This is a genomic window from Hymenobacter radiodurans, from assembly GCF_004355185.1.
In the GTDB taxonomy this organism is placed as follows: Bacteria; Bacteroidota; Bacteroidia; order Cytophagales; family Hymenobacteraceae; genus Hymenobacter; species Hymenobacter radiodurans.
Window position 1 is genome coordinate 3,192,737 of record NZ_CP037922.1, and the last position, 26,693, is coordinate 3,219,429.

Consider the following 26,693-nt stretch of genomic DNA (forward strand, 5'->3'; position numbering starts at 1 on the left):
GCTAGAGCTAAAAACTAGAGAGCTAGCTCCCCTCCTCAGCTGAATTCCGCGCATCTAGCGGCGTGGGTTGGGGGTGGTTGATAATCGTTGGGGGGCTTTTTCTGGTGAAAAGGTTGCCTCAATAGCTGCCAATACCCCGTCAAGCTGCTCCATCACTGCTCGATTTTCAAATCGTACTACTCGATAACCTAAGCCAGCCAGATACTCGGTCCGCATGACGTCGTTGGCCTCACCATTTGCGGTGAAGTGACCAGCGCCGTCTAGCTCAATCATCAGTCTTTCAGCTGGACAATAGAAGTTCACTATGTACGGCCCAATTCCGTGCTGACGACGAAACTTGCGGCCAGCTAATTGACTGCGTTGGAGGGAACGCCATAGAATAGCTTCAGCCTGGGTAGAATTATTCCGCAACGCCCGACGGATAGGCTTTTGGTAATTCAGATTGTGGACCTTTTGGGGCTGACATGGGTGTTAGGGTCATTTAGTAATCAAGATAAACACCGATTGCCAACCACCCCTAGCCCCTCCTCAGCTGAGGAGGGGAACTAGCTCTCTAGTTTTTTTAGCTGCATAGCTCTAGCTTCTTTCTAAATCTTTCGCCTGCTACTTTATTGGCAGCTGCTTCTCCAGCAACGTCAGTAGTTCCTGTAGGTTAATGCCCCATAGGGCGGGGTTGGAGTGGGTGCCGTGGCCGGTGGTTTTGTCGCTAATTGGCAGCAGGATGTAGCGTCCGTTCGGCACCTTCTTGATTTCCTGTTCTAGGATGCCTAATTCTGGCGGGTTCACTTGGTCGTCGGCAGAGTTGATGGCCAGCAGGGGGGCTTTTATCTTGCTCAGGTGCGGGGCCGGGTTGTAGTCGCGGGAGGCGTCGAACTGGTAGATGAAGTCGTTCGCGTCGAGGGAGGTCAGTAGTTGAGTTCTCCTTTTTTCTAGGGCAGCTTCGGCCAGTTCGCGCGTGGGGGCCGTTTTCTGCATCTGCAAGGGGCTGCTGGTCATAAAGATCAGCGACGAAATAGCCCCCGTCAGGCCCGTACGGGGCTGAGTGGTGTAGTTGCCGCCCTGCCAGGCCGGGTCCATCTGAATCAGGTCGATGGCCATTTTGCGCAGCATGCGGTTGCGGCCCGCTATTTCCACCGGCAGACTGGCCAGGGGCACCAGCGCGTCCATAAAGTCGGGGTAGCGGTAGCCCCACACCCAGGTTTCCATGCCACCCATTGAGGTTCCCATGACCAGCCTGGCGTGCGCCACGCCGAGGTGCTCGGTGAGCAGGCGGTAGTTGGCCGTCACCATGTCGTTGTAGGTGTACTTGGGGAAGCGCATCCGCAGGCCGTTGCTGGGCTTGCTGGACTGGCCGTGCCCGATGGCGTCGGGCAGAATGATATAGTACTTGGCCGCATCCAGCAGCTGGCCGGGCCCAAAGAGATTGCCGGCAAACTGCTCACTTAGAAATTGCTTACCGCTGCCCGTAGTTCCGTGCATGATAACCACCGCATTCGTTACCCGCCCGGTTGCGTCTTTACGCGGCTTACCAATGGTCGTGTAGTGCAGCTTCAGCTCCGGCAGCTTCTCCCCGCTCTCAAACGCGTAGTTTTTCAGGCTGAAGTCCGCGTCAACGGGCGCCGGATACTTTGGTGCCGTTTGGGCATAGCCGAGCAAAGGCAGCCACAGCAACAGAAACAGTAGTTTTCTCATTGTGGGTGGGAAGTAGAATGGCTAACAGGCGAGCGAGTCAGGCGCCTGGGGGGCTTTTTTGCTTCTTAAAAGACATTGCTGAAATCATCTTCAGCTCTGGCCCTAGGCATTGCAATGGTTTTTGGAAACTATCCGCAGGCCCAAACGCGAGCAGCCTGTAGGTCCGTAAACAGGCGCCACTCGAAGGGCATCTGCGGCTGAGTTTGTGTCTGCGCCTGCCCAATCAGCATTTTATTGTGCGGGTCCATGGACTCAATGCGGGCAAACCGCTTCAGTCCCACGCCAATTAGCTGTGGGAGCACCTGCTGAGCAATCCATTCCAGGTCGGCGGGGGGTAATGAACCCAAAAGCCGGTCGTCGGCAATCCAGCCGGTAATACGATATTGCCGGGCCAGCACTACAGCATCGAGTGTGGCTTGGCGCAGAATAGCACTGCTGCCAAAGCCCAGCCACTGCGCTTCAATGGCGCGGGAAGCGCCTTCGTGTAGGTAAAGAGTCAGGTAAGGAGTAGCAGTCAAAAGCAGCATAGGCAGGGAACAGGCGGAAAATATAAGCGCAGCAAGCGGCTGTAAAGCTTACAGGTTAATGGAAGCATTTCAGCTTCGACGGGCAAGAAGCTAATAAATCGCGATTCTCCGTATGTGTAGGCTACCCTTTGCTACTCTACCACCCGCTTTTCTGCGTTTCTCAGATACTGCTCATCTATCACGGCGCCCAGGCCCGGCACATTCGGCACCTCAATAACGCCTTGGGCCCGATAACGAATTCCGCCCACCACGGGGTCCTCGGTGTACATCAGCGGGGTGTCGAAGTCGCAGTGGCGGATGGCATCGTGGGTGAGAGCCAGGTGCGCGGCGGCCGTCATGCCCAGGCGCGACTCCATAAAGCCCCCCACTTGCAGGGTCATGCTGGCGGCGGCGCCCAAATCGACGATTTTCTTGGCCCGATGCAGTCCCGACGATTTGCCCAGCTTAATGTTGAACTGCGGGCAGGCGCGCAGCTGAATCAGGCGCGCCGCGTCGTGCTCATCGCCGCAGCTTTCATCGGCCATAATCGGAATGGGCGACGCCGCCGACACCGTAGCCAGGTCCATAAACAGGTGGCGGGCAATGGGCTCTTCACAATGCGCAATACGATAAGGCGCGAGCGCCTGCAACACGGCAATGGCCGCCTCAGCCGTCTGCCAGCCCTGATTAGCGTCGATGCTCAGCGGATGATTGGGCCCAATGCCCTGCCGAATGGCCCGAATGCGCGCTACATCGGCCTCTAACGTTTCCCCCAGCTTTACTTTAATGAACGGAAAGCCCTGCTGCTGAAACCGGATGGCGTCGGCCTGCATTTTGGCGGGCGGCCCTAAGCTCACCGTCATGTCGGTAGTGAGAACTTTATCAGATTTGCCCCCAGAAAAGCGTAGAGTGGTAGGCCAGCCTGCTGGGCGGCTATGTCGTGCAGGGCTATATCAAACGCACTTTTGATGCTGCTATTGGCGTAGATGATGCGGTTCATGATAGCCAGGCACCCGGCAATGTCCAGCGCATCGTGCCCGTGCAGGCCGCGCGCCAGGTATTGCGCTACGGCAAAGCAGGTATCAATGCTTTCCCCGTTGATGGTCATGTAGGGGCTGCATTCGCCGTAGCCCGTACAGCCGTCGGCCGTGCGCACCCGCACAACCACATTCTGCACTTCATTGATGGGACCCAGAGAAATAACGAAAGGCTCTTTCAGCGGCATAAAGAGCTTAAAAATCTCAATGGAGCGAATAGACGTTTGTAGCATGAGGCAAAATAAGCAGCCCGCCCATCATTCCCTATTGGCTGCAAAAAAGCCCCCAGTGGCCCACGGTGGCTTGCGCAGCCTGATATCCCTAGCCATAATGTCGTAATTTTGCCCCCCAGTTCCTTCGGCCACTTCCGCATCTTATGGAATCTTATTCTCCCCTGCCTTTGTCCTCCCCGGCCCCCGTTGCGCCGCCCCTGCTGAATTGGGCCGGCAATTACCGCTACAGTACCACCCGGCTGGCGCAGGCCAACTCCGTAGAGCAGGTGCAGGAAATCGTGCGGACCACTGACCAGCTAAAGGTGCTCGGCTCGCGCCATTGCTTCAACGGCATTGCCGACAGTACCCAGCAGCTGCTTTCCCTTGAGGCAACGGAGCAGGCTATTTACCTCGATACGGATGCCCACACCGTAACGGTGCCCGCCTCCATCACCTACGGGCGGCTGGCCCCTACCCTGCACAACCAGGGGTTTGCCCTGCACAACCTGGCTTCTCTACCACATATCTCCGTGGTGGGAGCCTGTGCCACGGCTACGCACGGATCAGGAATACAGCACGGCAACTTGGCCACGGCCGTTCGGGCGATGGAGTTTGTACTTGCTTCGGGTGAAGTACGGGTGCTGTCGCCGGAAACGGACGGCGACGAGTTTCTGGGCGCGGTTGTGCATGTAGGCGCGCTGGGTGTGGTGACCAAGCTGACGCTCGCCATGGAACCTACCTTTCAACTGCGGCAGGATGTATATGAAAATCTACCGCTTACACAAGTCTGTGAACACTTCGCGGCCATTCAGGCCAGCGCCTACAGCGTGAGCTTATTTACCGACTGGCAGGATGAGCGCATTACGCAGGTTTGGCTGAAGCAGCGCCTAGTGCCCGGCGCGCCGCTTCAGCCGGCTCCATCAGAATTCTTTGGGGCCCAGCGGGCTACCCAAGACCTGCACCCATTGGCCGGCCTTTCGCCCGTGAACTGCACGGAGCAGATGGGTGTGCCGGGCCCCTGGCATGATCGGCTGCCGCACTTCCGGCTTGGCTTCACCCCTAGCTCGGGTCAGGAGCTGCAATCAGAATATTTTGTGCCCCTGCGCCACGCCCAGGAAGCCATTCGGGCCGTGGCACGCCTGCATGAGCACTTGCGGCCGTCCTTGCAGGTTTCGGAGATGCGAACGGTTGCGGCTGACGCGCTGTGGCTGAGCCCGTGCTATCAGCAAGACTCGCTGGCCATCCATTTCACCTGGAAACCCGATTGGGCCGCTGTGAGCCGGGTGCTGCCGCTATTGGAGAGGGAGTTGTCGCCTTTCGGGGTGAGACCGCACTGGGGAAAGCTATTCACCCTGTCGGCGACCCAGCTGCAAAGTCAGTATGAGAAGTTGCCCGCCTTTCAAGCCCTGATGGCGCAGTACGATCCGAAAGGCAAGTTTCGCAATGCCTTTGTAAATACTTATCTCGCAAAGCCGCTTTAAAAAGGGCTAGATGTGCCTGAGAAGCATAAAATTCACAAAATCTAATATATAATTTAGGAATTGATAAAGTGTCGCATCATTCTTGATATAGCTATACTAATTTCCACCCTTTTTCTACTTTACTAAGTTCTACATGTTTGCTTCTTTACTTTCACGCTTACTTATTTTATTTATTGCCATCACCATTTTCAGTTGTACATCGAAGGAGAAAGAAGAAGTAGCGCCAGCTCCGGTTAAGAGCTTAGTGGGTCGATGGGATGTCTTGGAGGCCTCCGTAACTTATTACGCTCCAGACGGTCAGTACCTGCGTACACAGCCCTTGTTTGGGGCGGGAAAGAGATACTACATCTTCTCATCTGATGGCACGATAGAGCCTTACACCAAGGACAAATCGTTGCAAACTGGTTATTACACCAACACTAATAACAGCTTGTCGCTGTCGTTTGATTACGGAACCTTCCAGTACACGATTCCCCCTACAATCAGCGACACGGAGCTAACATTAATTGAGGACACCCGCAACCTCACCTCCGTGCCAGCAAGCCGCCGAAACCGCGTGACGCTGGTGAGCCTGAAAAAGTATATGTCGCCCGAGTAGGCACAACAACAGCGCTTAACAGCCATACGCATAATCCTTTTCCGACGCTTCTATTTGCCTCATGGGCATCTGAGTGCGCCCTCACCACAAGAGCCCGCGAAACGTGTGTTTCGCGGGCTCTTGTGGTGAGGGCGCATTTACAATATCAGGACAGTACGGGACGGTTTCCGGCGAAGCGTCAGGCACATTCGTCACTCGCTTAACCCTTGTTCTGTCGCCTGATGAGAAAGTGCTGTTTCTGGCTCATTTGCTGGCTCCTTCTGTTTCTCTCGCACCTGACGCGCGCTCAGCCTGCGCCCACTGTGCCGTTGGTGCTGGCCGAAAGCTATAGCGCGGAGGGGTTTGCGCTGGTGCATGAGCGGCAGGCCGCTCCGCTCTACCTCGATGAGCAGGATGCCGAAGTCGTCCGCGTGGCCGCCGACGCTCTGGCCCGCGACATTACTACCATCACTGGGGTTACCCCAGCGCTTTGGGGGGCAAATAAGCCTCTGGGGGCTTTTCTGTACTCATTGGCACATTGGGTCAGTCGAAACTTATTGATCAGCTAGCTGCTAGGGGGCAAATCCAGGCAACGAGTCTCGAAGGGCGGTGGGAGGCATTTAGTATAAGTGTGGTTGACAAACCGTTCGGGCGGGCGGGCAAGGCTTTGGTCATCGCGGGCAGCGACCGGCGTGGCACTGCTTTCGGCGTGTTTGAGTTGTCGCGGCGGCTGGGCGTGTCGCCGTGGTACTGGTGGGCCGATGTTACGCCCCGTCATCAGGACAATTTGTACCTGACGCCCGGCAGCTTTAGTAGCGCGTCGCCCACGGTGAAGTACCGTGGTATTTTCCTCAACGACGAGGACTGGGGCCTCCAGCCCTGGGCGGCTCAAAACCTGGATAAGGACAGTAAAGACATCGGGCCCAACACTTATGCCCGCATTTTCGAGTTGCTTTTACGCCTGAAGGCTAACCTGATTTGGCCGGCCATGCACCCTAGCACACGGGCATTTTTCTCGTACCCTGGCAACCCGAAGATGGCCAACCGTTACGCCATTCTGGTAGGCACTTCGCACGCCGAACCCATGCTGCGCAACAACGTGGACGAGTGGAAGGAACAAACCATGGGGCCGTTCGACTACTTCCGCAACAAGCCCGCCGTATACCGCTACTGGGAGCAGCGGGCGCAGCAGGCCGGCAAGCTGGAGGCTATGTATTCGCTGGGTATGCGCGGTGTGCACGACAGCGGCATGGAAGGTGCCAAAACCCCCAAACAAGCCGCCCAGATGCTGCACAGCGTCATTGCGGATCAGCGCGAAATCCTGCGGCGGCACGTAGCCCCCGACGTAACGACCGTGCCACAAGTGTTTACGGCCTACAAGGAAGTGCTGGATGTGTACGACGAAGGCCTCAAGCTGCCCGATGACGTGACGCTGGTGTGGCCCGACGATAACTACGGCTATATCAGCCGCCTCAGCAACCCCCAGGAACAGGCGCGTGAAGGCGGCTCGGGCGTGTACTACCACGCTTCCTACTGGGGCCGGCCTCACGATTATCTGTGGTTGAGCACTACCCATCCGGCCCTGATTCGGGAGGAGATGATGAAAGCCTACGCCCTGAAAACCGACCGACTGTGGGTGCTAAATGTGGGCGACATCAAGCCCTTGGAATACAACATCCAGCTGTTTCTGGATATGGCCTATGATGCACGCCCTTTCCAGCAGAGCACGCATGTTCCGGCTCATTTGCAGGCATGGGCAGGTACTATTTTCGGTGAAAAACTCGGCCCTGAACTCCGGTCTATCCTCTGGGAATACTACGATCTGGCCTTTGAGCGCCGCCCCGAGTTTATGGGTTGGAGCCAGACGGAGCCTACCACCCCCACCCAGCGCACCGCCTACAATCACTTTGCCTACGGCGACGAAGCCCAGCGCCGCCTCGACCGCTACGCCGCCCTGATGCAGCGCGTGCAGCAGCTGCGCCCCCAGATCGAGGCGGCGCGGGCCGACGCTTTCTTCGAGCTGGTGTACTATCCGGTGGTGGGCGCGGCGCTGATGAATCAGAAGTTTCTGTACCAGGACAAGAGCTACTGGTACGCCCTGCAAAACCGCGCCAGCGCCACCGATTACACAACTTGGGCACAGCAGGCGTACGCCAGCATCGAGCGGGAAACGGAGCACTATAACAACCAGCTGGCGGGGGGCAAATGGCGGGGCATAATGTCGATGAAGCCGCGCAACCTGCCTGTGTATCAGGCCCCTGCTGCGCTTCCGCTGGTCCTCGACACTACCTGCATTTGGGGTATCGCACCGGAAGGATTTGCCCCCCGCGACTCCACGATAGCCGCCACGCCAGCGCAGGCCCTGGAGTTCCCAACTTTCTATTCGTGGGGTCCGTCCTCCTACTTCGTTGACGTGTTTCTGAGCCGACGCCGGGCTGTTGCCTGGAAGGTAAAGTCGTCGGTAAAGTGGTTGACGCTATCCGCCCAAAAAGGTACACTAACCTCGACTGGGGGGCAAAAACAACAGCGGCTACAGGTCCGCATCGATTGGCAAAAAATACCTAAGCGCGGCGCACCAACGGGCGTCCTGACGTTTAGCGGAGCCGGCAAAACCTTCCGCGCGGCCGTACGCGCCGCCGCCGCGGAAAGTAAATTGGCCACTGACTACGAGGGTTTTATTGAAACCAATGGCTACGTTTCGATGCGGGCTGCGCACTATAGCCGCAAAGTGGATAAAGCCGCGAGCCGGTGGGCGCTGGTGGATGGTCTTGGCCACGCCGGCCAGGCTCTTCAGGCCCACCCCCTGCAAGCAAAGCCACTGGTTGATACTGTCAACCTAAAAACGCAGGCCCCGGCCGTTGAGTACGATTTCTACACCTTCTCGCGGGCTGCTCCCACTATCACGGTATCAACGCTGCCTACGCACCCCGTCACCCGCAGCGCTGGTATGCGCTACGGCGTCTCCCTGGATAACGGCCCGGTTCAAATTGTCGATTTTAAAACGGTGGGACGGTCGGAGGAATGGAAGCAGAATGTGCTGCGCAACCGCGCCCAACGCCAAGTTAAAGGACCGCTGCTGAGCCCCGGTCGGCATACGCTCACGCTTTACCTGCTTGATCCGGGCGTGGTGCTCGACCATCTCACCATTGATCTGGGCGGCCTGCAACCCGCTTACAGCCCTCTTCCGGAAACCTGGAAAACGCGGGATCCTCCCTCTCCTGCCGCTGCGCCGCGAAAAGCTTCGGCCCGGCCGCCTGCGGCCACCCGCGCCGATGAGCAAGCCTTGGGGGGCAAAAGTCCGTTGCCGTAGCTTACGCCAGTTTGCTATAGCGCTACCTATGCCAATATAAACCTGCATTTTTTCTCCATTCATAGCCCACTCAATGACTACCGCCCGGAAAAACCTCTTTGCCGTTGGTCTGATTACGTCGCTGTTTTTCCTGTGGGGCTTTGCGCTCAACCTGAACCCCATTCTGATTCCGCACCTCAAGAAAGCCTGCCAGCTGACCGATGCTCAGTCGGCCCTGATTGATTCGGCGTCTTACATCGCCTATTTTCTGCTGGCTATTCCTGCCGGGCAGTTTATGAAGCGCTTTGGCTACAAGGGCGGCATTTTGCTGGGGCTCCTGCTGTTTGCCGGGGGGCTTTTTTGTTTTACCCCGCCGCGGCGGCTCGCTCCTACCCGTTTTTCCTGGTGGCGTTGTTTGTTATTGCCTGCGGGCTGACGTTCCTGGAAACGGCGGCCAACCCCTATATCACCGTGCTCGGCGACGAGGAAGGCGCTACTCAGCGCCTCAACTTTGCGCAGTCGTTCAATGGCCTGGCCGCTACGCTGGCGCCTTTTCTGGGGGGTATTTTTATCTTATCGGGCAACACACTCTCCAGCGCGGAAGAAGCCAGCATGTCGGGTGGGCAGTTGGATGCCTACCTGAACGCCGAGGCGGCCGCGGTGCAGGTACCCTACCTGCTCATCGGCGGCGTAGTGCTGCTGGTGGCCCTGCTCCTCTACTTTACGCGCCTGCCTGACATTGCGGAAGTAGACCGCGGGACTGAGGCCACTCGGCCCCTGCTGCGGGAGAAAAACCTGTTACTGGGCGTGTTAGCGCAGTTTTTCTACATTGGGGCGCAGGTGTGCGTGAGCAGCTTCTTCATTCGCTTTTCCCAACAAGTTGCCGGTATCGGCGAGAAAGCGGCGGCTCAATACTTGGCGGCGGCGCTGTTGGGCTTTATGGCGGGCCGCTTCATCGGCACCTTTTTGATGCGCTATATTCCAGCGCCGCGCCTGCTGGCAGTGTATAGTTTGCTCAATTTTTTTCTGGTGCTGCTGGCCGTCATTCTGCCGGGCACATTCTCGGTGTACGCTCTTATGGGGGTTGAATTCTTTATGTCTATTATGTTCCCCACCATTTTCTCGCTGAGTATTCGCGGCCTGGGGGGCAAAACCAAGGAAGGCTCTTCGCTGGTGATTATGGCCATCGTGGGGGCGCAGTCTTCCCGGTCCTCATGGGTTGGTTGTCGGACAGGAGCAGCATTCAGACGGCCTATCTGGTGCCTGCTTCCTGGTGGTCTTTTACTTTGCCCTCAAAATATGCGCGTCAAGCATATACAGCTCGTTACAGCCCACTGATCTATGTTCGATTTAACCGGAAAACACGCCGTCGTTACGGGCGGAGGCAGCGGCATTGGCCAGGCCATTTCGCTGTTGTTTGGGCGCCAGGGCGCCATCGTACACATCCTCGACCGCGACGCAGCCGCCGGCCAGCAAACGGCGCAACAGGTACAAGCCAGCGGCGGCCAGGCCCATGCCTACGGGGCCGATGTAAGTCAGCAGGCGCAGATTGTTGACATTTTTCAGCGCATTGGCCGCATCGATATTCTGGTGAATAACGCCGGCATCGCACACGTGGGCAACGTGGAAAACACCTCCGACACCGACTTTGACCGTGTGTACCAGGTAAACGTGAAGGGCGCTTACAACTGCCTGTTTGCCGCCGTGCCACTGATGAAAGCACAGGGCGGCGGCGTAATCGTGAACATGGCTTCCATTGCCGCCCACGTCGGCCTTACCGACCGTTTTGCATACTCCATGAGCAAGGGGGCCATTTTTGCCATGACGCTTTCCGTAGCCCGCGACTACCTCTCCAGCAATATCCGCTGCAACAGTATCTCGCCGGCCCGGGTACACACGCCCTTCGTCGATGGCTTCATTGCCCAAAACTACGCCGGCCAAGAGGCGGAGATCTTTGCCAAGCTCTCCCATAGTCAGCCTATCGGCCGCATGGGCGAGCCCGCCGAAGTTGCGGCCCTAGCCTTATATCTGTGCTCAGCGGAAGCCAACTTCATCACCGGCTGCGACTACCCCATCGACGGCGGTTTTATCACGTTAAATAGTTAATCACCTCACCTAAAAAAGCCCCCACGCTCCTATGAAACTCATCCGCTACGGTACCCCCGGCCAGGAAAAGCCCGGCATTATTCTCCACCATCAGAAGTTTGATGTCTCGGCTTTCGGCGAAGACTACAACGAAGCCTTTTTTGCCACGAATGGCCTCCAGCGCTTAGCGGAGTTTCTCCAACAGAACGAGGGCCAACTGCAGCCTATTGCCGACTCCGAACGTCTCGGGCCGCCCGTGGCGCGGCCGTCCAAGCTGCTGTGCATTGGCTTGAATTATAGTGACCACGCCCGCGAAACGGGCGCCACGCCGCCCCCCGAGCCGGTGCTGTTTATGAAAGCGACGACCTCCTACACCGGGCCATACGACGACATTATCATCCCCCGAAACTCGACCAAAACCGACTGGGAAGTGGAGCTAGCGGTGGTGATCGGTAAGCGAGCGTCCTACGTGGAAGAAGCCGACGCCGCCGCCTACATCGCGGGCTATGCCTTGCACAATGACGTGTCGGAGCGGGAGTTTCAGCTGGAGCGCAGCGGCACCTGGGACAAGGGCAAGGGCTGCGACACCTTTGCGCCCGTAGGTCCGTTTCTGGCGACGCCCGACGAGCTAGGCGACGTGAATAATTTGCGGCTGTGGCTGTCGGTGAATGGGCAGATGATGCAGGACGGCAACACATCCAACCTCATTTTCAACATCCCTTTTTTGATCAGCTACGTCAGCCAATTTATGACCCTGCTGCCCGGCGACATCATTTCCACGGGTACGCCGGCGGGCGTGGGCCTGGGGTTCAATCCACCAGTGTACCTGAAGCCCGGCGACGTAGTCGAGTTGGGTATCGATGGATTGGGCACCTCGCGCCAAGTGCTGAAAGCCTATGGCCAGAATTGACGCTCACCAGCATTTCTGGCACTTTGAGCCCACACGCGACGCTTGGATTACCGACGAGATGCGCTTGCTCCGGCGCGACTTTTTGCCCCCCGAGCTTCATCCCTTACTCCAGCAACACGGCTTCGAGGGCTGCGTGGCGGTGCAGGCCGATCAATCGGAAGGTGAAACGGCTTTTCTGCTTGAACTGGCCGCCAAACATGACTTCATCAAAGGGGTCGTAGGCTGGGTGGATTTGCAGGCCGAAAACATCGAAGAGCGGCTAGCTTACTACAACCAGTTTGCCAAGCTCAAAGGCTTTCGGCACATCCTGCAAGGCGAAGCCGATCGGGCGCTGATGCTGCGACCGGAATTTCGGCGCGGCATCAGTGCCCTGGGCCAATACGGCTTTACCTACGACTTGCTCATCCTCCCCGATCAGCTAGTGTATGCAACGGAATTGGACGCAGCTTTTCCCAACCAGGCTTTCGTGCTCGATCATTTAGCCAAGCCACTCATAAAAGCCGGCGAATTAAAGCCGTGGCGGCGCGATATTCAAGCCCTGGCCGCGCGCGAAAATGTGCTATGCAAAGTATCAGGGCTCTTAACCGAGGCCGACTGGCAGCGGTGGCAACCGGCTGATTTTCGGCCTTACCTCGATGTGGTTTTCGACGCCTTCGGACCTAAGCGGGTGTTGTTCGGCTCCGATTGGCCCGTATGCGAAGTGGCGGGCGGCTACAGTCGTACAATTGCTTTGATGGAAGACTATCTGGCCTCTTTTTCACCCTCGGAGCAAGCCCAGTTTTGGGGCGACAACGCAACTTCCTTTTACAACCTTTAATGCTACTCCATGGACTTGTACCTGGCTGATAAGATTATCCTGGTTACGGGCGGCGCCAAAGGCATTGGCGCGGGCATCGCGCAGGTGCTGGCCGACGAAGGCGCCATTCCGGTCATTGTGGGGCGTAGCGAGCAGGACAACCAGCAAATGGTGGCCAACATTGAGGCGGCGGGGGGCAAATCTTGGCAGGTAGTGGCCGAGTTGACGGAGCCCGACGCCTGCGAAAAAGCCGTCCAGGCTGTTGTGGCGCAGTTTGGACGGATTGATGGGCTGGTGAATAATGCCGGCGTGAATGATGGTGTGGGACTGGAACACGGCACCTACGAAGGCTTTATGCAGAGCCTGCACCGCAACCTGGTGCATTATTACCTGCTGGCCCACCATGCTTTGCCGGAGTTGAAGAAGTCGAAAGGCTCGATTGTGAACATCAGCTCAAAAACAGCCGAAACCGGGCAGGGTAACACCTCGGCCTATGCCGCGGCTAATGGCGGACGCAATGCCCTGACCCGCGAGTGGGCCGTGGAGCTGCTCAAATACGGCATTCGCGTGAATGCCGTAGTGGTGGCCGAGTGCTGGACGCCGCAGTACGAAACCTGGATTCAGACGCTGCCCAACCCCGAGGAAAAGCTGCGCGAAATCACCAGCAAAATTCCGCTGGAAAACCGCATGACCACGGCCGAAGAAATTGCCAACACCACAGCCTTTCTGCTCTCCCGCCGCAGCAGCCACACCACGGGCCAGATTCTGTACGTCGATGGCGGCTACGTGCACCTCGATCGGGCACTGGCCAACGCCTGATGTGCCCCCACTCCCGGCGCGAATGTCTGGGGGGCAAATCTGCCAACCGAATATAAGTAGCGGCGAAAATTCTGCTGGTACGATGCGCGTTTATTAGTAGCTTGCTTGTATAAATTCCTATTCCTAATAGGATTAATACCACTCGCGGGAGGTGGCTCGCGGAGCGGTCACGCCTACTTCTATGCGCTACTTGTTGCTGCTCGTCGTCCTGTGGATACTTCCGGCTGCCGGAGGCGCGGCCCAATCCGCTGACACCATACGCACGATCAACCGCCTGCCCAAGAACGGACTGCTCCTCGAAAAAGGGTGGCGCTACCATGTGGGCGACAATCCAGAATGGGCCAAGCCCGGCTTCGACGACAGGGTCTGGGATACGATTAGCCCAACCTGGTCTCAACGAGATCTACCACCCCGCCTCATGAACGGCATCAACTGGCTGCGCCTGCGCTTTCGCCTCGGTGACAGCCTGCGCCAGCAAGCCTTGTTGGTGCAAATCAGCCAACTAGGAGCGATGGAAATTTACTGCAATGGCCGGCTCGTGCAGCGCCAAGGCACGCTTCATCCCGATCCTAGTCGAGCTACGCCCGGCGCCATTAACCCCGGCCCGGTGGTGCTACCCATAGCCGTGGGGTCGGCCGAACAGGTGCTGGCCGTTCGGTTGGTATTGTGGGCGCCTCCCGTCCGGCTTGGCACCGACGAGGTACCCTTGTTGCGCGTATGGCTGCGAACGGTACCGCAGTTGCTGGCCTCAACTGCGACGCAGGAAGTAAGCCGCACTATTTTTTATGTTGTGGGGGGCATTTTTTGCCTGCTCATGCTCCTGCACTTTGCTTTTTTTCACTACAATCCCGCTCAACTCGCCAATCGCTACTTTGCTCTCTATGCCCTCTCACTGACTTTGGCCTCGTTGGGGGTGTATTACGGCAGCACGCTGAGTTTGGCGCGCGTCCCGGCCTTGGTGTTGAGTGGCATCACGTTTACGCTCTTCTTTTTGGGTAGTATGTGGGCGGTGCGGGCGCTGTATGCCCTCTTCAACTTCCGTTTAGGCTTGATTTATTATGCCCTGTGGGGATGCTTGATCGTCCTGCTGCTGTTTCACCACTTTCATTTATTCTCCACTCTTAGCTTTCTCAGTTACTTAGCGTTTGTGGTTCTCGCTACGGCCGAGCAGCTGCGCCTCACGGTGCGGGCCCTGCGCCAGCGGCAGCGCGGAGCCTGGATTATCGGCTCCGGGTTTGCCCTGGGGCTGCTGTGCGCGCTGCTTTTTGCCAGTTTGATTGTGACAGAGGTGAGGTTCAGTATGCAGTTGGAAAACTTCTTTTACCCGCTGATCTACCTGCCTCCGGCCCTGGGCATCTCCTTGTTTCTGGCCCGCGAGTTTGCCCTCGACAGCCAATTGCTCCAACTCAAACTGGACGAAGTAAAGCGGCTCTCGGCTCAAACCCTGGCTCAGGAGCAAGAAAAGCAAACCCTATTGGCCCAGCAAAATGAAACTCTGGAACAGCAGGTGCAGCAGCGCACGGCCGCTCTGCAACGCTCTCTCACAGAACTACGCACCACCCAAACGCAACTGATTCAGCGGGAGAAAATGGCCTCGCTGGGGGAGCTCACAGCGGGTATTGCCCACGAAATTCAGAACCCTTTGAACTTCGTCACCAACTTCGCCGACGTGAGCACGGAGCTTTGCCACGAAGCCCAGGAAGTGGTGGCCGGCTCGGCTTATCCGGCTCCTCAGAAAGGAGCATTAGCCGAGCTGTTAAGCGACCTAGGCGAAAATCAAGTCAAGATAACCCAGCACGGGCAGCGGGCCGCCAGCATTGTGCGGGGCATGCTGGAGCATGCCCGTGCCAGCACCGGCGAGCGCCAGCCCACCGACGTGAATGCGCTGTGTGAGGAATATCTGCGCTTAGCTTATCAGGGCTTGCGAGCTAAGGACAAAACGTTCAACGCTACGCTAACCAGCGACTTAGCCCCCGATTTGCCCCTGGTAACCGCTGTTGCTTCGGACCTGGGGCGGGTGCTGCTGAACCTGCTGACCAACGCCTTTTATGCCGTGCGCCAGCGCCAGCAGCAAGGGGGTGAAAATGGCTACGTCCCTACCGTGCGCATCAGCACCCGCCACGGAGGCAACCAGGTGAAAATACAGGTGCAGGACAACGGTACTGGCATCCCCGATCATGTGAAGGCAAAGGTGTTTCAGCCCTTCTTCACCACCAAGCCCTCGGGCGAAGGCACGGGCCTGGGCCTCTCGCTCAGCTACGACATCATCACCAAAGGCCACGGCGGCACCCTCACCGTGGAGAGCGAAGAGGGTAAGGGCAGTGAGTTTAGCATCACCCTGCCCGTATAGGTACTAGTGACGGGCACTCACGATCCTAGGTCGGAGCTACACTTGTGGGCTATGAAAATGAGCTAACGCTGGGCAAAGCTCTGCTGCTGAGCTTGGGCGCGAGCCAAACACTCCATGTTTTGGGACACAAAGCACTGCAATAATGAATGTTTTGATTGTGAGGGGCTTTTTTACTCCAACTGCCGTGGAGGCGCCGCCCAGTCGTTGGCGGGCTTGCAAATGCGCACGAAATCGACATCAAACTGGGCCTCCTGGAAGCTAGCATCGACTACCTCCAGGCCTAAAAGTACCTGAGCCGCGCGGCCGAACGGGGTAAACATTCCATTTTCCACTAGTCCGGGCAGACATTGTCCGGGGCGGTAACGGATAGTAGAGAGCACTTGGCCATCGAAATACCATGTCAGCTCATCTTCGCTCCACGCCAGCCCATAGGTATGAAAGCCTTCGTCTAGCCCCGGCGCGCCCACATACGGAGAGGTATAGGCGTAGATAGCCTGCCAGAAAGGATGAGGCTCGCCCTGAGCAGGCGTGCGAGTGCAGTCGGTGGCAGCTGCGTTCCAGTTGTGCAGCGTGGTGGCGAAGCCCGAGAGCCCATCGTTTCCCTCCACAATGTCGCATTCCATATCGTTACTCAACAGCCAGAACCCGGCATTGGCCCCATACTTTGTAGTGCGGGCCCGGTAGCGCGGGAGCCGGCAGCGCACTTCAAACAATCCGCGCTGCATGGCATAGACCCCATGTGCAGCCCCGTCCACTAAGGGATTAGGTTTAAGGCGCAACCCACCCGAGCGATAGCGACTTTGGGGGGTGCAGGCTGCTGAGCTGTCAGGCGTGGCCGTGATGCGCAGGAACTGCACGTTTTTCTCCGCTATCAGGCTCAACGCTTTGTTTTTGCCCCCCAGTAAGTCCGGGGTGGTATCAAAGCAATGCAGACGATCTGTGTTTTCGTCTCCGACCCGGTTCAGATACCAGTTGGCTAGTGTATGCTCCTCACTGTCGAAGCCATCGAAAAACACCTGCTGCCACTCCCCTGCTGGGTTAGTAACACTCTGGAGCCCCCCATTCCGCATGCACTGGCCCCAACTGACGAGCGGAGCCAACATAAGCAGAGCACAAATCAGCAATCGTGACAGGAACATATACATAAAACGAAATCGCGAGCTAATCATGATTTGCGTGGGGCGACGTGCAACGACACTTATGGTGAACTCTTTTCCAAGGTGAAAAGCCAAGCGTTGGCCCCAAAGATAGCGGCGACGAAAACAAGTGGAATACAGGCCAGTACTAATCACCGAATGGAGAGGAGACAGCTGAACGAGTTCAGCCAAGCACCTATTTTCCTTCTGCCGTATCCTGCGAAGTATTTGCGTATTTTCACCCTTAGTCAACCCACAGGCAGAGCCTCGTACCTAGTGGCTACAACTAGCGCAGATGTAAGGCTTATTAGTCCACTTAACGCCGGAGCAGCACATGACCACCTATCGGCTTCATTATCTGTTGGCCCCAAGTCTGGTGCTCACTCTGCTTTGCTGCTCCTGCCAGAAGAAAAAGGCTACGCCTTCGCGCCAGGCGCTGAATGAGCTGAATCTGAGGTCTGGCCAGCTCATTACTTGTGGCCCACCCAACCAGCAGCTCGGTACCCTGACCTTTCCCATTTCCTGCCACACCGAAACCCAGGCCAATTTTTCCCTGGGCCTGAAGCTGCTGCATTCCTTTGAGTATGAGGAGGCGGAGAAGGTTTTCGCCGCAATCATCCGCCAGCAGCCAACCTGCCCGATGGCTTATTGGGGCGTAGCCATGAGCACTTTTCATCCTCTCTGGACGCCTCCCTCCGAACCCGAACTGCGGAAGGGAGCGAATGCCTTGGCCATCGCGCAGGCCTTGCCGCCTTCCTCGCCCAAAGAAGCCGCGTACGTCTCGGCTCTAGCCACTTTTTACCACGATTGGAAAACAGTAGGCCACCGACCCCGCTGCCTGCGCTTTGCCCAGGCTATGGAAAAGCTGGCCGCCCGTTACCCCGACGATCCGGAAGCTACAATCCTATATGCTTTGGCGCTGACGGCCGCCGCTGATCCGGCCGATAAATCGTTTGCCCAGCAAAAAAAAGCCGGAGTCCTGCTCACGGCGCTGGCCCCCAAATACCCCAATCATCCGGGCATCATTCATTACCTGATTCATGCCTACGATATACCGGAACTTGCCCCCCGGGCCTTGCCCGCAGCACGCAAATACGCCGCAGTAGCCCCGTCGTCGGCCCATGCCTTACACATGCCATCGCATATTTTTACCCGCCTGGGTCTCTGGAAGGAAGCTATTGCCTCTAATCTGGGCTCGGTGGCGGCGGCCCAATGCTATGCCGAGCAGGCCGGCTTGCAGGGGCATTGGGACGAAGAGCTGCATGGCCTTGATTACCTTATGTACGCCTATTTGCAGGAAGGCGACAACCAGCGCGCCAAGCAGCAATGGACCTACCTGCAATCGATTACCGCCGTCGAGCCTACCACCTTCAAAGTTGCTTATGCCTATGCAGCTATCCCTGCCCGGTACGTACTGGAAAACCGACAGTGGCAACAGGCGGCAGCACTACGGCTGCCCAGTGCCCCCGTTCCGTGGGAGCAGTTCCCTTGGCAGGAAGCCATTCACCATTTTGCTCGATTGATGGGCGCCGTACATACCGATAACAATGCTGCGGCCCAAACGGAATGGCAGACCCTACAGCGACTGGAGAACACGTTGAAACAGCAAAAAGACGCCTACAAAGCGCAGCAAGTGCATGTTCAGGTGATGACGGGCGAGGCCTGGATGCAATGGCAGGAAGGCAAAGCTGAGGCAGCGGCAGCCTTGATGCGGCGTGCCGCGGCGCTGGAAGACAGTACCGAAAAGCACCCCGTTACGCCCAGCGAAGTGCTGCCAGCCCGCGAGTTATTGGGGGATATGCTCTTAGCCATGAATCGCCCAGATGAGGCATTAGCTGCCTATGAGGCCAATTTGCAGAAACACTCCAATCGCTTTAATGGACTATATGGCGCCGGGCTGGCGGCCGAACGTGCGGGCAATGCGGATAAGGCTCGCCGCTATTATCAGCAGTTGCTCTCTATAGCCGCCCTAAGCGCTACTCGGCCTGAACTCACGCAAGCTCGTCGCTTCCTGCAAAGCCAGCCGAGTTCTAGCACAAACACGAGTATTTCGCTTCGTTTGGGGGGCAAAAATAGCTTGGTATCGGGCTATTAGTCGGGCTAGAACAGGTAGGTGCAACTATGGTTTTTGGCCTTGAGGCAATCATGTCTGGCAATAACTATGGTTGCGATTTTTGCTCGAGCCGGGAGGCTGTATGCAGAATAACACAAAGAAATATTCGACTTTTTTTATCAACGTTCCATGCATGCTTTCCTATTCCGCTGGGGGGCAAATATTGCTATTAGCGTTCCTGTTACCGGTTTTTGGGATGATGCATGCTTTAGCTTTATAACTGAGTGAATAGCCCAGCGCAGAATAAAATTTGCGTTTCTGAAAAACGCGTCTTTACCTTTACAGCATCAATTCTTTCCCACTAAAAGGATTGTTTTTATACAGAGGCGTGGAGAGACAGGCTCGACGAAACGCCGGCAACCCCCAGCACAACTGGAACGGTGCCAAGTCCTGACCATATAAAAACAAATTGCCGTGAAAAGCTCCCCCAGTACCCCCGCTGCATCCATCACCCGCTACGCTCTACAGCATCGGTGTTGTCGAATGTGTTCTTGTGCCATCGGTATGCCGATGGCCGGTGTGGTCTGCTAAGGCGTCGGGAAAGACTCCGTTTTTTCTGCTAAGCCACTGCCGAAGAAGGTAGCGTTGCGCCGCAAGGTAGCCGCGCCCAACCGTACCCTTTTGGCAGCACCCACAGCCCACGCCCGCCTACCGAGCCCGCCCCGAACGTCCTTGCGCTTCGGCTCCCGGTCTTAGGTCGGCCCACGCCCCAATTTTCTTCGCCAACAGCTACCGCTTGTACCGCGGTAACGCGATGCCCTTCTGTGTACAAGCTGGGCCGCGAGGAGGAAATCACGCGCTGCTAAAGCTTTATTTACGGCGCGCCAGGGACGAAAAGCAAACTACTAACACCGCTCGTCCTGCTGCCCCACGACCTGTCTGCCACTGGGCATTGCGGGTCGGCTGGGGGCAAAATGGGGCTGGCCAGATGGGTTCAATCAACCCTTATCATCTATTTCTTCCTCATGAAAACTACTACTATTCTGGCTCTGCCAGCTGTTTTGCTAGCGGGCATTACGACGGGATTTGCGCAAACGACGGCTGCCCAACCGACCGCTCAAACCGTGAACGGACTCGTCACGGATGCCGCCGACCGAAGTCCGCTGCCGGGCGTGACAGTCATCATCAAAGGCACGACCACGGGCGCCTCCACTGACCCTGGGGGGCAATTTTCGCTGCCTATTCCGGCCGAAGGAGCCACGCTGGTTATCAGCGCCATCGGCTACGTCCGGCAGGAAATACGCACCACGGGTGGCGACCTGCGTGTAGCCTTGAAATCCGATGTAAAGGAACTCTCGGAGGTGGTGATAACGGGCTACAGCGAGCAAAATCGCAAGTCCCTGACCAGCGCTATTTCCTCTGTAAAGGGCGATGCGCTCAAAGACGTGCCCGCCGCCAGCCCCGATCAGCTCTTGCAGGGTAAAGCGGCCGGCGTGCAGGTGTCGGCCAACTCGGGCGTGCCGGGCGGGGGCATTTTTATCCGGGTGCGGGGCAGCAACTCCGTGAATGCGAGCAACGACCCGCTCTACGTGGTTGACGGCGTGTTTATTAACAACACGAACCTCATTGCTACTGGTCTCGGCAACCAAGTGTCTTCTAATCCGCTGGCCGATATTAACCCCAGGATATCGAGAGCATCGAGATTCTGAAAGATGCCAATGCCACGGCCATTTACGGCTCGCGGGGGCAAATGGGGTCGTGCTTATCCGTACCAAGCGCGGCAAGGCCGGCGAAAAAACCCGCATCACGTTAGATACCTACCAGGCTTGGTCGGAAGCGCCCAAAAAGTACAAGCTGGTGAGCGGCCCGGAGCTGGCGACCCTCGAAAATGAACGGTTCCTGAATGACGGCGGCAACCCGTCGCTACTGCCGTATCGGCCGGTAGCAGAAGGTGGCCGTGGGTTGCCGGAAGAGCAGCAAACCTACGACCGCCTCTCCGACGTGTTCCGCACGGCCCGCACCCAGAGCTACGAAGTATCGGCAGCGGGCGGATCAGATAAAACCCAATTCTACATCGGCGCGGGCTATTTCGATCAGGAATCCATTGCGCGGCCCAGCAAGTTCAACCGCTTCAGTCTACGTGTGAACCTAGATAACTCCGTGACCGACAAGGTGCGCATCGGCACGAGCACGGCCCTTACCCGCACCCAGCGCAACGTGAGCAGCAACGACAACAACCCCGTTGGCGTCATCAACTCGGCCCTGTTTCCGCGCACCAATTTGCCGGTGTACAATCCTGATGGCAGCTACGCCAAGTACGGCTCCTTCGACAACCATCAGGCACTAATCGACAACCTGGATAACGACGCCGTGGGTACCCGCGTCATCTCGAACGTGTACGGCGAGTACCGCATTCAGCCGAATCTGACGCTGCGTAGCAGTTGGAGCATCGACTTCAACGACATGTACGAGAACAACTTCAACAACACGCTTATCCTGGCTGGCCAGCCCCGCGGCACTGCCTCGTCCTTCCTCTCCCGCGACATTACGCTGCTGAACGAGCAGACGCTGAACTACTCGGTTAACCTCGGCGAAAACCACTTCATTCAGGCCCTGGTGGGCAATACGCTCCAGCGCAACACCTTCCAGCGCACGACCCTCGCGGGCCAGCAGTTCCCCGGCAACGACCTGCCGACCATTGCCTCCTCGGCCACCCAAACGGGCTCTTCGGCTCGCTCGCAGGCTGGTTTGGTTTCCTTTTTTGGTAAAGCAACTTACTCCTTCAAAGAGCGCTACACGGCCGACGTAAGCGTGCGGGCCGACGCCTCCTCGCGCTTCGGCGCCGACAACCGCTGGGGCTATTTCCCGGCCGTGGGCCTGGGCTGGCGCTTAGGCGAAGAAAGCTTTATCAAAGACCTGAACGTGTTTGACGAGCTGAAGCTGCGCGCCAGCGTGGGCCGCACCGGCAACCAAGCGGGCATCAGCGACTTCGCTTCTCTGGGCTTAGTGCAGGGCGGCGCCAACTACCTCGATTTGCCTGGCACTACGCCTTTGCAGCTCGCTAACCCCAATTTGAGCTGGGAAAGCACCGAGCAATGGAATGTGGGCGTGGACGCGGCCGTGCTGCAAAACCGCGTGATATTGGAGCTGAATTACTACGATAAGTACACCTCCGGCCTGCTGCTGAATGTGCCCGTACCACGCAAAATCGGTTTCTCTTCCGTGGTTGAAAACTACGGGGCTGTCAGCAACAAAGGTGTGGAGCTGCAAGTCACGACCAACTGGCTGCCCAAGTCGGTGGTGCAGTGGAGCACGACCTTTAATATCGCCCGCAACGTGAATAAAGTGGAGAAGCTGGCTGCTCCCATTACGGCTGGCTCGCGCGACATTTTCCGGCTAGAGGAAGGCCAGTCCTTGTACTCATTCTGGCTCTACAAGCAAACCCGCGTAAACCCCGAAAGCGGCGACGCCGAGTACGAAGACGTGAACGGCGACGGCGCCATCACCGTGGCCGACCGCCAACTAGTCGGCACCGCCTGGCCCGACTTCTTCGGGGCCTCACCAACTCCGTGAATTACAAGGGTTTTGATCTGGGCTTCACGCTGAACTTTGAGCGGGGGGCAAAAATCATGAATATGAACCGCTTCTTCCTCGTGCACGGCGGTACCCAAAGCAACATCGGCTACTTGGCCAACCAACTCGACCGCTGGCAGCAGCCCGGCGACCAGACCGACATTCCACGCCTCACCACCAACCCCGCCAGCAACAACTACGGCGGAGTGGTGCAAAACCTAAGCGACCGCTACCTCGAAGATGGCTCTTTCCTGCGCCTGCGCACCCTGTCGCTGGGCTACAACGTGCCGAAAGAAGTCGTTGCTAAAACCCGTTTGAACTCGCTGCGCCTCTACGTGCAAGCCGCTAACCTGTTCACTATCACGCCTTACTCGGGCCTCGACCCGGAGGTAAACTCCCAGGGCGGCGTAGCCAATACCAAAAACTTCGACTGGGCCACCGTGCCCCAGCCTCGCACCTTCCAGGTGGGCCTAACGGTTGGACTCTAAGCTTTACTTCGACATGAAACAGACCTTATTTCGTCTTCTTTTTGCCTCTCAAGTAGCCGCCGTTAGCCTTAGCCTCTCCGCTTGCAACGACCTCTTGGAGCCCCAGCCGGTACAGCAGCTTCCCGCCGACCAAGCCATCACCGATGCCGGTAGCGCCCGCGCCGCTACCATCGGCGCCTACGACCGGGTGCAGGCGTATTATCAGCTCAACTGGCCCGTACTGGGCTTTTTGCCCGGCGAAAATGTGCGCTTTAACGGCACGCTCAATCAGTTTTTGCAGATCGATCAAAACCAGCTCAGCGCCGATAACGTGCTGATTACCGAGGCCTGGACGCAGATGTATCAGGCCGTGAACGTTGCCAACAATCTTCTGGCGGCGGTGCCTGATGTGAATGACCCATTGCTACCAGCTGCTGAGAAAAACCAATTGCTCGGCGAAGCCCACTTCCTGCGGGCCCTGGTTTACTTCGATTTGGCTCGGGGCTGGGGCGGCGTACCGCTGATCCTCACGCCCACGCGCACCAAGGAAAACGGCCAGGGCATCGGCCGCAGCACCGTGGCTCAGACGTACGACCAAGTGCTTGCTGACTTGGTTGAAGCTGAAACCTTACTACCCGACGCCACCACGCGCAACCGCGCCGTTAAAACCACCGCTCGTGCCCTGCGCGCCCGCTTGCACCTCTACCGCCAGCAGTACGCCGAGGCCGAAACCTACGCCACGCAGGTTATTACTAACGCCAATTATAGCTTGGTGACACCTTATCGGGCTATATCGACGGCGCCGTTTTTAAGTCGGGAATCAGTGCTGGAACTCACGTTCAGCAACTCCGATGCGAATACGATGTGGAACAACTGGTTCCCAAGTGCGCTTGGGGGGCAATTTAACTTCCAGCCCGTGCCTGCGGCCATTACCTTGCTCAACGACCCAACCGTGGGGGCAATCGGTCGGCGCTGCTAGCGACTACTACCATTGCCGGGGCCAGTGTAACCTACGGTAATCTGTACAGCCGCTCCGCCCAACGCGACGACCCCAGCTACGTGCTGCGCCTAGCCGAGCAGTACCTCATTCGGGCCGAAGCCCGCGCCCGCCAAGGCAAGCTTCCCCAGGCGCTGGCTGACCTGAACTCTGTGCGTGCCCGCGCCGGCGTGCCGGCCAGCACTGCCGCTACCGCCGAGCAACTGCTTTTAGCCATCGAAAATGAGCGCCGCGTAGAGTTTGCCTTCGAGGCCGACCGGTGGTTTGACCTCGTGCGCACCGGCCGCGCCGGCATCGTTCTCGGCGTCACCGATCAACGCCGCTGGCTGTTCCCGCTGCCCTTCAACGACTTAGTGGCTGATCCTGCATTGGAGCAAAACCCAGGCTACTAAGCCAGTAAATCAATAGCTTATAGAAAGGCCATCATACGCAATCAAAAAGACCGTCATGCAGAGCGCAGCGAAGCATCTCGCGTGCTGACGTTGCTAAGCTAATCTCGCCCCAATGAGAACGTCATGCTGAGCTTGTCGAAGCATCTCTTCCTCAATGGTAATCAGATAGCATTACAACGAAGCAGTAGAGATGCTTCGACAAGCTCAGCATGACCGCCTTTCTATTCTATATTAACTATTCATCCGCACCGCATCTTCTTTCAACTTCCTCATCCATGCTCAAAACATACTTTTCGGCGGCGCTGCTTACTGTGGGTTTAACCCTGGCGACGCCGGCCGCGGCCCAAAACAGCTACTTTTTCCCCGAAGCACCAGCGGGCTCCTTCGATCCGGCTATCCCTACACCGGAGAAGTTTCTGGGCTACCCTATTGGCTCGCACTACACCCGCACCGACCAGATTGTGGCTTACCTGCGGGAGCTGGATCGGGTGTCCGACAAGGTGAGTCTGCGGGTGCTGGGCAACACGTTTGAGGAGCGGCCCCAGGTGGTGGCTACCATTACGACCGTAGCCAACCAGCAGAACCTGGAGCAGTTGCAGAAGCAGCGCCGGGCCTTGGTTGACCCCAGCCAGCCCGCGCCCGACTACAAGCGCCTTCCGGTAATTGTTAGCCTCAACTACGGGGTGCACGGCAACGAAAGCTCCAGCTCGGAAGCCGCCCTGCTCACGGCGTATTACCTCACGGCTTCCACCAGCCCCGAAACCCAGCAGTGGCTGGAGCAGTCCGTTATTACCATCGACCCGCTGGAAAACCCCGATGGGCGCGACCGGGCCTCGCACTGGTATGATCAAAATAAGTCGTGGCCGCCTGTGACAGATCCGCTGGACCGGGAGCACACCGAAGCTTGGCCGGGCGGGCGCACCAACCATTTCTACACCGACTTGAACCGCGACTGGCTGCCCCTGACCCAGCCCGAAAGCCGGGCCCGGATGGCGTTTCTGCATGAATGGTACCCCAACGTGATGATCGACTTTCACGAAATGGGCACCAACAGCACTTACTACTTCGAGCCCACCAAGCCCCTGAGCACCGAAAACGACCTGATTCCGCGCGCAACCTACGAGGTACTGAACGTGCATTTGGCCAAGTACCACGCCCAGGCCTTGGATAAGCTCGGTTCTCTGTACTGGACCAAGGAGCAGTTTGATAACCTGTCACCCATTTACGGCTCCACCTATCCGGATTTTCAGGGCGGCGTGGGCGCTACATTTGAGGTCGGCAGCTCCCGCGGTCTGGCGCAGGAAGGCACCAATGGCGTGGTCACGTTTCCCTTTACTATTCGCAACCACGTGGCTACCGGCTTAGCCACGGTGCGCGGTGCCGTGGAGGAAAAGGAGCTGTATCTGCGCCATCAGCGCGACTTTTTCGCTTCCGCGCTGACTAATGCCAAGAAGTTTCCGACCAAAGCCTACGTCTTTGGTAGTGCGAAAGACGAAACGCTCACCAACCGCTTTCTGGACTTGCTCCTGCAACACAAAATCCAGGTACACGAGCTGGGCAAAACGGTGACGCTCGACAAGCAAACATTTGAAAAGGGCAAGACCTATGTGGTGCCCACGGCCCAGCCCCAATACCGCATCGTTAACTCGCTGTTCGAGGAGTTAACCACCTTTCACGACAGTGTATTCTACGACGTCACTGGCTGGAGCCAAGCCCACGCCTACGGCCTGCCGGTAAGCAAGCAGAAAAACGCGGTGCTGGTACAAGGCGCGCCTATTACGACCGCCAAAGCATTGGCCGGTAACGTGCTGGGGGGCAAAAGTAGCTACGCCTACCTCTTGCCCTGGACTGATTATAACGCTCCCAAAGCTTTGGTAGCCTTGCAGTGCGCCGGCGTCATCACCAAAGTTGCCTTTAAGCCATTCCGCGCCGGCACTGCTTCCCAACCCACCGACTTTGGGTACGGCACCGTAGTCGTGCCCGTGGCGGGCCAAAAGCTGCCAGCCGACTCGGTATTTCAGGTGTTAAATCGGGTAAGCAAGCAAGCGCAAGTCACGTTTACGAGCGTAACGACTGGATTTAGTCTGGGTGGTATCGACTTGGGTTCCAACAACGTGCGCACGGTGCCGGAAACCAAAGCGGCGCTGCTGGTGGGTACGGGCACCACGGCCTCGGAGGTAGGTGAAGCATGGTTTGTGGCCAGCCAGCATTTAGGGCTGCCCTTGAGTAAAATAGAGGTGAGCAATGTGAGCCGTGCGCCGCTGGGTCGCTACACCAGTCTGGTGCTGGTGGGGGCAATTATGGGGCGCTGGACAAAGTGA

General features: G+C 57.6%; 24 protein-coding genes and 1 riboswitch. Of the genes, 18 read left to right on the forward strand and 6 right to left on the reverse strand.

Translation table 11 applies throughout. From position 1 onward, the window contains the following. Positions 1-54: 54 nt before the first annotated feature. The 5 genes from EPD59_RS14640 to EPD59_RS22695 form a co-directional block, all read right to left on the reverse strand. Complete coding sequence (locus EPD59_RS14640; protein ID WP_240731424.1) at positions 55-411, reverse strand: endonuclease domain-containing protein; 357 nt, start codon at positions 409-411, stop codon at positions 55-57. Between the two features lie 192 nt (positions 412-603). Further along, a complete protein-coding gene (locus tag EPD59_RS14645; protein WP_133273435.1) occupies positions 604-1,692 on the reverse strand; it encodes an alpha/beta fold hydrolase in 1,089 nt (362 codons plus the stop codon). Between the two features lie 128 nt (positions 1,693-1,820). Further along, the gene (locus tag EPD59_RS14650; RefSeq protein WP_133273436.1) at positions 1,821-2,219 is read right to left on the reverse strand and encodes a hypothetical protein; all 399 of its coding nucleotides are present in this window, start codon (positions 2,217-2,219) and stop codon (positions 1,821-1,823) included. Positions 2,220-2,350: 131 nt separating this feature from the next. Further along, a complete protein-coding gene (locus EPD59_RS22690; RefSeq protein ID WP_240731425.1) occupies positions 2,351-3,061 on the reverse strand; it encodes a mandelate racemase/muconate lactonizing enzyme family protein in 711 nt (236 codons plus the stop codon). Further along, positions 3,058-3,468, reverse strand: a complete 411-nt coding sequence (locus EPD59_RS22695; RefSeq protein ID WP_240731426.1) for a hypothetical protein — start codon at positions 3,466-3,468, stop codon at positions 3,058-3,060. Before EPD59_RS22695 ends, EPD59_RS22690 begins: the two co-directional genes overlap by 4 nt. A 143-nt stretch (positions 3,469-3,611) precedes the next feature. Here EPD59_RS22695 and EPD59_RS14660 point away from each other — a divergent pair, with 143 nt between their 5' ends. The 11 genes from EPD59_RS14660 (at position 3,612) to EPD59_RS22705 (ending at position 15,754) form a co-directional block, all read left to right on the forward strand. After that, positions 3,612-4,928, forward strand: coding sequence for a D-arabinono-1,4-lactone oxidase (locus EPD59_RS14660; protein ID WP_133273437.1), 1,317 nt, complete (start codon positions 3,612-3,614; stop codon positions 4,926-4,928). 133 nt (positions 4,929-5,061) lie between these two features. Continuing rightward, complete coding sequence (locus tag EPD59_RS14665) at positions 5,062-5,526, forward strand: hypothetical protein (RefSeq protein WP_133273438.1); 465 nt, start codon at positions 5,062-5,064, stop codon at positions 5,524-5,526. A 221-nt stretch (positions 5,527-5,747) separates the two neighbouring features. Further along, positions 5,748-6,074 carry a hypothetical protein gene (locus tag EPD59_RS14670; protein WP_133273439.1) on the forward strand — a complete coding sequence of 109 codons (327 nt, stop codon included), beginning with the start codon at positions 5,748-5,750 and terminating at the stop codon, positions 6,072-6,074. Between the two features lie 62 nt (positions 6,075-6,136). After that, positions 6,137-8,815 carry a glycosyl hydrolase 115 family protein gene (locus tag EPD59_RS14675; RefSeq protein ID WP_165963609.1) on the forward strand — a complete coding sequence of 893 codons (2,679 nt, stop codon included), beginning with the start codon at positions 6,137-6,139 and terminating at the stop codon, positions 8,813-8,815. A 73-nt stretch (positions 8,816-8,888) separates the two neighbouring features. Beyond that, positions 8,889-9,230 (forward strand): MFS transporter, encoded by a 342-nt coding sequence (locus EPD59_RS22700; RefSeq protein WP_240731427.1) that lies wholly within the window; start codon positions 8,889-8,891, stop codon positions 9,228-9,230. After that, positions 9,155-10,132 carry a glucose/galactose MFS transporter gene (gluP, locus tag EPD59_RS14680; RefSeq protein WP_240731428.1) on the forward strand — a complete coding sequence of 326 codons (978 nt, stop codon included), beginning with the start codon at positions 9,155-9,157 and terminating at the stop codon, positions 10,130-10,132. Before EPD59_RS22700 ends, gluP begins: the two co-directional genes overlap by 76 nt. A gap of 3 nt (positions 10,133-10,135) precedes the next feature. Further along, positions 10,136-10,900 (forward strand): SDR family NAD(P)-dependent oxidoreductase, encoded by a 765-nt coding sequence (locus tag EPD59_RS14685; protein ID WP_133273441.1) that lies wholly within the window; start codon positions 10,136-10,138, stop codon positions 10,898-10,900. 31 nt (positions 10,901-10,931) lie between these two features. Next, the gene (locus EPD59_RS14690) at positions 10,932-11,789 is read left to right on the forward strand and encodes a fumarylacetoacetate hydrolase family protein (protein ID WP_133273442.1); all 858 of its coding nucleotides are present in this window, start codon (positions 10,932-10,934) and stop codon (positions 11,787-11,789) included. Further along, positions 11,776-12,606, forward strand: a complete 831-nt coding sequence (locus EPD59_RS14695; protein ID WP_133273443.1) for an amidohydrolase family protein — start codon at positions 11,776-11,778, stop codon at positions 12,604-12,606. The genes EPD59_RS14690 and EPD59_RS14695 overlap by 14 nt, the downstream gene beginning before the upstream one ends. A gap of 9 nt (positions 12,607-12,615) precedes the next feature. Then, positions 12,616-13,404, forward strand: a complete 789-nt coding sequence (locus EPD59_RS14700; RefSeq protein WP_133273444.1) for an L-fucose dehydrogenase — start codon at positions 12,616-12,618, stop codon at positions 13,402-13,404. Positions 13,405-13,555: 151 nt separating this feature from the next. Continuing rightward, positions 13,556-15,754 (forward strand): ATP-binding protein, encoded by a 2,199-nt coding sequence (locus EPD59_RS22705; protein WP_240731429.1) that lies wholly within the window; start codon positions 13,556-13,558, stop codon positions 15,752-15,754. Between the two features lie 170 nt (positions 15,755-15,924). Here the strand turns inward: EPD59_RS22705 and EPD59_RS14710 are convergent, their stop codons facing one another. Further along, positions 15,925-16,857 carry a glycoside hydrolase family 16 protein gene (locus EPD59_RS14710; RefSeq protein ID WP_165963610.1) on the reverse strand — a complete coding sequence of 311 codons (933 nt, stop codon included), beginning with the start codon at positions 16,855-16,857 and terminating at the stop codon, positions 15,925-15,927. Positions 16,858-17,224: 367 nt separating this feature from the next. Here EPD59_RS14710 and EPD59_RS14715 point away from each other — a divergent pair, with 367 nt between their 5' ends. The 7 genes from EPD59_RS14715 (at position 17,225) to EPD59_RS14740 (ending at position 26,693) form a co-directional block, all read left to right on the forward strand. After that, positions 17,225-18,985 (forward strand): tetratricopeptide repeat protein, encoded by a 1,761-nt coding sequence (locus tag EPD59_RS14715; RefSeq protein WP_205703420.1) that lies wholly within the window; start codon positions 17,225-17,227, stop codon positions 18,983-18,985. 331 nt (positions 18,986-19,316) lie between these two features. Continuing rightward, positions 19,317-19,408, forward strand: a riboswitch (SAM riboswitch). 560 nt (positions 19,409-19,968) lie between these two features. Beyond that, positions 19,969-20,652 (forward strand): carboxypeptidase-like regulatory domain-containing protein, encoded by a 684-nt coding sequence (locus EPD59_RS14720; protein ID WP_165963611.1) that lies wholly within the window; start codon positions 19,969-19,971, stop codon positions 20,650-20,652. Between the two features lie 49 nt (positions 20,653-20,701). Beyond that, positions 20,702-22,516 (forward strand): SusC/RagA family TonB-linked outer membrane protein, encoded by a 1,815-nt coding sequence (locus EPD59_RS14725; RefSeq protein ID WP_165963612.1) that lies wholly within the window; start codon positions 20,702-20,704, stop codon positions 22,514-22,516. Continuing rightward, the gene (locus EPD59_RS14730; RefSeq protein WP_133273448.1) at positions 22,513-23,004 is read left to right on the forward strand and encodes a hypothetical protein; all 492 of its coding nucleotides are present in this window, start codon (positions 22,513-22,515) and stop codon (positions 23,002-23,004) included. The genes EPD59_RS14725 and EPD59_RS14730 overlap by 4 nt, the downstream gene beginning before the upstream one ends. A 13-nt stretch (positions 23,005-23,017) precedes the next feature. Continuing rightward, positions 23,018-23,962, forward strand: a complete 945-nt coding sequence (locus EPD59_RS14735; RefSeq protein ID WP_240731430.1) for a RagB/SusD family nutrient uptake outer membrane protein — start codon at positions 23,018-23,020, stop codon at positions 23,960-23,962. An 80-nt stretch (positions 23,963-24,042) separates the two neighbouring features. Then, positions 24,043-24,372 (forward strand): RagB/SusD family nutrient uptake outer membrane protein, encoded by a 330-nt coding sequence (locus EPD59_RS22710; RefSeq protein ID WP_240731431.1) that lies wholly within the window; start codon positions 24,043-24,045, stop codon positions 24,370-24,372. 275 nt (positions 24,373-24,647) lie between these two features. Next, positions 24,648-26,693, forward strand: coding sequence for a M14 family zinc carboxypeptidase (locus EPD59_RS14740; protein WP_205703421.1), 2,046 nt, complete (start codon positions 24,648-24,650; stop codon positions 26,691-26,693).

Excerpts from the sequence above, each read along its gene's own strand:
- EPD59_RS14700 (WP_133273444.1), top strand. The coding sequence starts at position 12,616 with ATGGACTTGTACCTGGCTGATAAGATTATCCTGGTTACGGGCGGCGCC.
- EPD59_RS14740 (WP_205703421.1), top strand. The coding sequence starts at position 24,648 with ATGCTCAAAACATACTTTTCGGCGGCGCTGCTTACTGTGGGTTTAACC.
- EPD59_RS22695 (WP_240731426.1), bottom strand. The coding sequence starts at position 3,468 with ATGCTACAAACGTCTATTCGCTCCATTGAGATTTTTAAGCTCTTTATG.
- EPD59_RS22690 (WP_240731425.1), bottom strand. The coding sequence starts at position 3,061 with ATGACGGTGAGCTTAGGGCCGCCCGCCAAAATGCAGGCCGACGCCATC.
- EPD59_RS14735 (WP_240731430.1), top strand. The coding sequence starts at position 23,018 with ATGAAACAGACCTTATTTCGTCTTCTTTTTGCCTCTCAAGTAGCCGCC.
- EPD59_RS14665 (WP_133273438.1), top strand. The coding sequence starts at position 5,062 with ATGTTTGCTTCTTTACTTTCACGCTTACTTATTTTATTTATTGCCATC.
- EPD59_RS14715 (WP_205703420.1), top strand. The coding sequence starts at position 17,225 with ATGACCACCTATCGGCTTCATTATCTGTTGGCCCCAAGTCTGGTGCTC.
- EPD59_RS14645 (WP_133273435.1), bottom strand. The coding sequence starts at position 1,692 with ATGAGAAAACTACTGTTTCTGTTGCTGTGGCTGCCTTTGCTCGGCTAT.
- EPD59_RS14710 (WP_165963610.1), bottom strand. The coding sequence starts at position 16,857 with ATGTTGGCTCCGCTCGTCAGTTGGGGCCAGTGCATGCGGAATGGGGGG.
- EPD59_RS22700 (WP_240731427.1), top strand. The coding sequence starts at position 8,889 with ATGACTACCGCCCGGAAAAACCTCTTTGCCGTTGGTCTGATTACGTCG.
- EPD59_RS14660 (WP_133273437.1), top strand. The coding sequence starts at position 3,612 with ATGGAATCTTATTCTCCCCTGCCTTTGTCCTCCCCGGCCCCCGTTGCG.
- EPD59_RS14695 (WP_133273443.1), top strand. The coding sequence starts at position 11,776 with ATGGCCAGAATTGACGCTCACCAGCATTTCTGGCACTTTGAGCCCACA.
- EPD59_RS14685 (WP_133273441.1), top strand. The coding sequence starts at position 10,136 with ATGTTCGATTTAACCGGAAAACACGCCGTCGTTACGGGCGGAGGCAGC.
- EPD59_RS14720 (WP_165963611.1), top strand. The coding sequence starts at position 19,969 with ATGAAAACTACTACTATTCTGGCTCTGCCAGCTGTTTTGCTAGCGGGC.
- EPD59_RS14690 (WP_133273442.1), top strand. The coding sequence starts at position 10,932 with ATGAAACTCATCCGCTACGGTACCCCCGGCCAGGAAAAGCCCGGCATT.
- EPD59_RS14650 (WP_133273436.1), bottom strand. The coding sequence starts at position 2,219 with ATGCTGCTTTTGACTGCTACTCCTTACCTGACTCTTTACCTACACGAA.
- EPD59_RS14670 (WP_133273439.1), top strand. The coding sequence starts at position 5,748 with ATGAGAAAGTGCTGTTTCTGGCTCATTTGCTGGCTCCTTCTGTTTCTC.